2 protein-coding genes and 2 pseudogenes are annotated in these 4451 nt (G+C 68.9%); 2 read left to right on the top strand and 2 right to left on the bottom strand.

What is annotated here, in order from left to right; translation table 11 throughout:
* A pseudogene (locus tag FKP22_RS32460) lies at positions 1-259 on the top strand (ABC transporter ATP-binding protein); the annotation flags it as partial.
* Positions 260-266: 7 nt separating this feature from the next.
* Positions 267-2051, top strand: coding sequence for an ABC transporter ATP-binding protein (locus FKP22_RS22075; RefSeq protein ID WP_375140606.1), 1785 nt, complete (start codon positions 267-269; stop codon positions 2049-2051).
* 2 nt (positions 2052-2053) lie between these two features.
* Here FKP22_RS22075 and FKP22_RS22080 read toward each other — a convergent pair whose 3' ends face one another.
* Together FKP22_RS22080 and FKP22_RS32465 are read right to left on the bottom strand one after the other, a co-directional pair.
* Complete coding sequence (locus FKP22_RS22080; RefSeq protein ID WP_141289840.1) at positions 2054-3799, bottom strand: diguanylate cyclase domain-containing protein; 1746 nt, start codon at positions 3797-3799, stop codon at positions 2054-2056.
* Positions 3800-3890: 91 nt separating this feature from the next.
* A pseudogene (locus FKP22_RS32465) lies at positions 3891-4451 on the bottom strand (S10 family peptidase); the annotation flags it as partial.

The raw sequence follows: 4451 nt of genomic DNA on the forward strand, positions 1-4451 counted from the left end.
GCTCTCCGCCGTGGACACCGAGACCGAGCACCGCATCCTGCAGCACCTGCGCGAGCAGCGCCGCGGCCGCACGGTCATCGTCGTCAGCCACCGGCTTTCGGCCCTGGCGGACGCAGACCAGATCGCCGTGCTCAAGCAAGGCCGGTTGACCGAACTCGGCAGCCACGAACAACTGCTGGCCCGCGGCGTGGACGCCAGCTGGTACGCGCATCAATGGCGGGTGCAGCAACTGGAGACTTCGTTTGAGCACGACGACTGAGGCGCCTGTGGACGACGCGCACAAGAAGCCCCAGGGCGTGCCGGTGAAACGCGCCGCTGCGCTGCTGTGGCGTGCCGTGCAGCCGGACGTCGCCACCGTGCGGGTGGGCCTGTTCTGGCTGGTGCTGGCCGCCGGGCTGGACGCACTCGGCCCGGTCATGGGCAAGGCCTTCATCGACCGCTACCTGCTGCCGCACAACCCGCAGGTGGGCGCCATGCTCGGCCTGCTGGCCGGCGCGCTGATTGCCGGTTGCACGGCCAGCCTGCTGCGCTACCACCAGCTGTGCCGGCTGGCATCGGTGGCCATGCAGTCGGTGCGGCGCATCCGCGAGTCGGTCTACGGCCATGTGCTGCGGCTGCCGATGAGCTTCTTCGACAGCGCCATCACCGGCCAGCTCGTCAGCCGCGTGACCAACGACACCGAGGCCGTCAAGCAGCTCTATGTGCAGGTGCTGTTCGTGATGCTGGACTCGCTCATCATGCTGACCACCTTGCTGGTCACCATGACCTTCCTGGACTGGCGGCTGATGCTGATCGTCGCGGCGCTGGTGCCTGCCGTGTTCGGCATCGTGTTCCTCTACCAACGCCTCTCGGCACCGGCCGTGGGCCGTACGCGCGAGCTGCGCAGCACGCTGAATGCGCAGACGGCGGAGTCCATCGCCGGCATGGCCGTGCTGCAGGCCACCGGCGCCGCGGCCACCTACGGCAAGCGCTACGCCAGCGTCAACGAGGCGCACTACGCTTCGCGCCAGGTCGAGCTTCGGGCCAATGCATGGCTGCTGCGGCCGGCGCTGGACCTGCTGAACGTGGCGATGCTCGCGGTTGTCATCGCGGTCTTCGGGATGCGCGAGAGCGGCGGCCAGTTGAGCGCGGTCGAGGTCGGCGTGCTGTACGCGTTTGTCAGCTACATCGGCCGCGTGGTCGAGCCGCTGATCCAGCTGACCATGCAGTTCTCGCAGCTGCAGCAGGCCGTCGTGGCAGCGGCGCGGGTCAACACGCTGCTGGACGAAGCCGAGGCGCCGCGGCCGCAGGCCAAGGGCCGCGTCATGGCCGGTGCCGTCACGCTGCAAAACCTGAACTTCGCCTACAAGAACGGCGTGCCGGTGCTGCGGGACGTGAACCTGGATGTGAAGCCCGGCGAGTTCCTCGGCATCGTCGGCCCCACCGGCAGCGGCAAGACCAGCCTGCTGTCCCTTTTGCTGCGCTTCTACCCAATTGCCGAGAACAGCGGCCAGTTGCTGGTCGACGGCCAGCCCATTGCCGAGCTGGACGAAGCCGCCTTCCGCGACGCCGTCGGCCTGGTGCCGCAGGAGCCATTCCTGCTCGCCGCCAGCGTGCGCGAAAACATCGCGATGGGCCGCGACTTGAGCGAAGCGCAGATCCACACCGCCGCCGAATCCGCCGGCGCCGCAGGCTTCATCGGACGGCTGGAGAACGGCTACGACACACCGCTCGGCGAAGGCGGCGCGCGCCTGGCCGTTGGCGAGAAACAGCTGCTGGCGATTGCCCGCGCGCTGGCCGGACAGCCCAAGATCCTGCTGCTGGACGAAGCCACCTCGCACATCGACACCGGCACCGAACAGGTCGTGCAGCAAGCCCTCGCCAAGCTGCACGGCAAGCTCACCATCATCTCCATCGCCCACCGCCTCTCCACCATCCGCGACGCCGACCGCATCCTGGTGCTGAGCCACGGCCATGTGGCCGAACTGGGACCGCACGATGCGCTCATGCAGATCGAGGGCGGGCTCTACCGGCGGCTGGTGGAGTTGCAGCAGTTGGCGTCAGAAACCTGACATCACCGCCGCCTCGGCTTGCGGCGGTACATGTCGGCATCTGCCTGGGCCAGCAGCGTGGTGACGTCATCGCCATGCTCCGGGTAGAGGGCCACGCCAATCGCCACCTCCAGGCCCTCATCTTCCGTCGCGGGCAGGCCGGCGAGGCTGTCCAGCGGTTTGGCGAAGGCGGCTTTCAGCTTCGCAAGCACCGGCGCGAGAGCGGCTTCGGGGTCTGTGCCTTCGCCGGGTTCATTGAGCTCCAGCAGCACCAGGAATTCATCGCCGGCCAGGCGGGCCACGCTGTCTTCCTCGCGCAGTGCGCCGCGCATGCGTTCGCCGAGTTCGACCAGCACCTTGTCGCCCACCGCGTGGCCGTGGTTGTCGTTGATGGCCTTGAAGCCGTTGACGTCGAGGAACAGCAGCGCGAAGGGCTGGTGGTCGCCGGAGCGGCGGTGGTGGGCCAGGCGGTCTTCGATTCGACGCAGCATGGCCTCGCGGCTGGCCAGGCCGGTGAGCCGGTCGGTCGCCAGTCGCTGGGTCATCGCGCTGAAGCTGCGCGCCAGGTCGCCGATCTCGTCCTGCCGCTGCACGTCCAGCGTCGGGTCGAAGCGGCCTTCGCCGACCTGGCGGGCGGCAGTGGCGATCTGCTTCAGGTCGCGTGACAGCACTTCCAGGCTCAGCAGGCCGATGGCCACCACGGCCACCGCAGCCAGCAGGCCCAGCAACAGGCTTTGCATTGCGTTGTCGCTGACGCGCTGCAGGAAGTCGCTACGCGGCACGGCAACGACGATCAGCCAGTCCAGCCCCGCCGCGTCGCGGATGCGCGCATGCGCCAGTTGCACCGAGTCGCCGTCCGGCCCGTCGATGCGCATCGCCCGCGTGGCCCCCGCGTCTTCCGGGCTTTGCAGCAGCGCCTGCACGGCGGCGTGGCTGGCCTTGAGCAGGCCGTCGCTGCTGTCTGCGGCATTCAGGCGAACGGGCTGGCCATCGGCGCCATTGCGCAGATAGTCGCCGCGCGAGGTGGCGATCAGGTTGCCGTTGGGCTCGGTCACGAACGCAATGCCGTGTGGGCTGAGCGGCAGCGAGTGCACGAAGGCGCTGAGGTGGCGCAACGTCACGTCGGTGGCGACCACGCCTTGGGCGTGGCCGTCTTCGGCGAGCACGCGGCGCGCGCGGGTGGAGATCAGCTCGCGGGTGCGGAAGTCGATGTAGATCGAGGTCCAGGTTTCCGTGGGCGCGTCATGCCCGGCCTGGTACCAGGGGCGCTGGCGCGGCTCGAAGATGCGCTCCTCGGGCTTGGCGGGGCCCAGCGCGCCATGGATGCCCTTGAACTCGTACAGGCTGCGCGGGCCCTCGCCCTTCAGGCGCAGCCGCAGCTGGGCCTGTTCGCCGCCTTCGCGCAGCAGGCCGAAGAAGTGGCCTTGTTCGTCGCCGTAGTAGACGTAGTTGTTCAACTCCGGGTGCACCGATGTGGCCAGCCAGAAGCGGGTGCGCAACGCGTCCAGCCCGTCAGCCACCCGCGGCGGCGCGCTCATGCCGCGCGGGAAGGCGGTTTCCAGCACCGCGCCGGAGCCCAGCACGTGCAGTTCCACCGCCTGCGAAATGCGGCCCACGGTCTCGGTGAGCAACTGGTCGGACAGGCTGTCGACCGCGATGCGGCCGGCGCGGTAGGACAAGGTGCCCAGCACCAGCGTGAGCAGCAGCACCAGCACCACGTAGGGCAAGGTCAACAGCTGGCGCAGGCTCAGCCAACGGAACACGGGCATGTTTGTCTCTCTCCAGGACTGTCACGCGGCACCCGTGGCGCGGCGGCAGCCATGAACCGTCGTCGTCGCGCCGGTTCTTGTTGTGCAGGGCTCAGGCGGTGGCGGCCTGGCGCTGCGGCAGCGCGGCCAGCCAGTCCACAAGGTCACGCTGCAGTTGCTGCAGCTCGGATTCGCGGGAATACATCATGTGGCCACCGGCATAGCGCTTGTGCAGCAGGTTGGCGCGCACGGCCTCGGGCAGGTCCAGCTGGTCCAGCGACCAGTCGGTGGCGCTGACGGGGGTGGCCAGGTCGTAGATGCCGCTGGCCACCAGCACGCGCAGATGCGGCAGCCGGCGCATGACCCGCGCCAGCTCCACCGAGGTGCAGGCGTACTGGTTGCCTTTGGCGCTGCCGCGCAGGAAATTCCACTCCTTGATGACCTCGGGGCCGAACAGGTGGTAGCGCCGGCTGCTGTCCATGCCGAGCTGGCCGAAGTAGTGCTGCGCGGCCATCGCGAACGGGCCCCACAGCGGGTCCAACCCGGGGTCGAATTCCATGCCTTGCGGTTGGGCCAGGCCCATCGGGCCGGTGACACGCGCGTCCATGCGGCCAACGGTGCGGCCGCGCGAGCGCAGTGCCTCGACGAAGAAGGTCGAGTCGCTGATGCGCAG

Origin of the sequence: Ideonella azotifigens (assembly GCF_006519715.1) — a bacterium.
GTDB lineage: Bacteria > Pseudomonadota > Gammaproteobacteria > Burkholderiales > Burkholderiaceae_C > Ideonella > Ideonella azotifigens.

Coding starts and splice junctions, on each gene's coding strand:
- FKP22_RS22080 (WP_141289840.1), bottom strand. CDS start 3,799: ATGCCCGTGTTCCGTTGGCTGAGCCTGCGCCAGCTGTTGACCTTGCCC.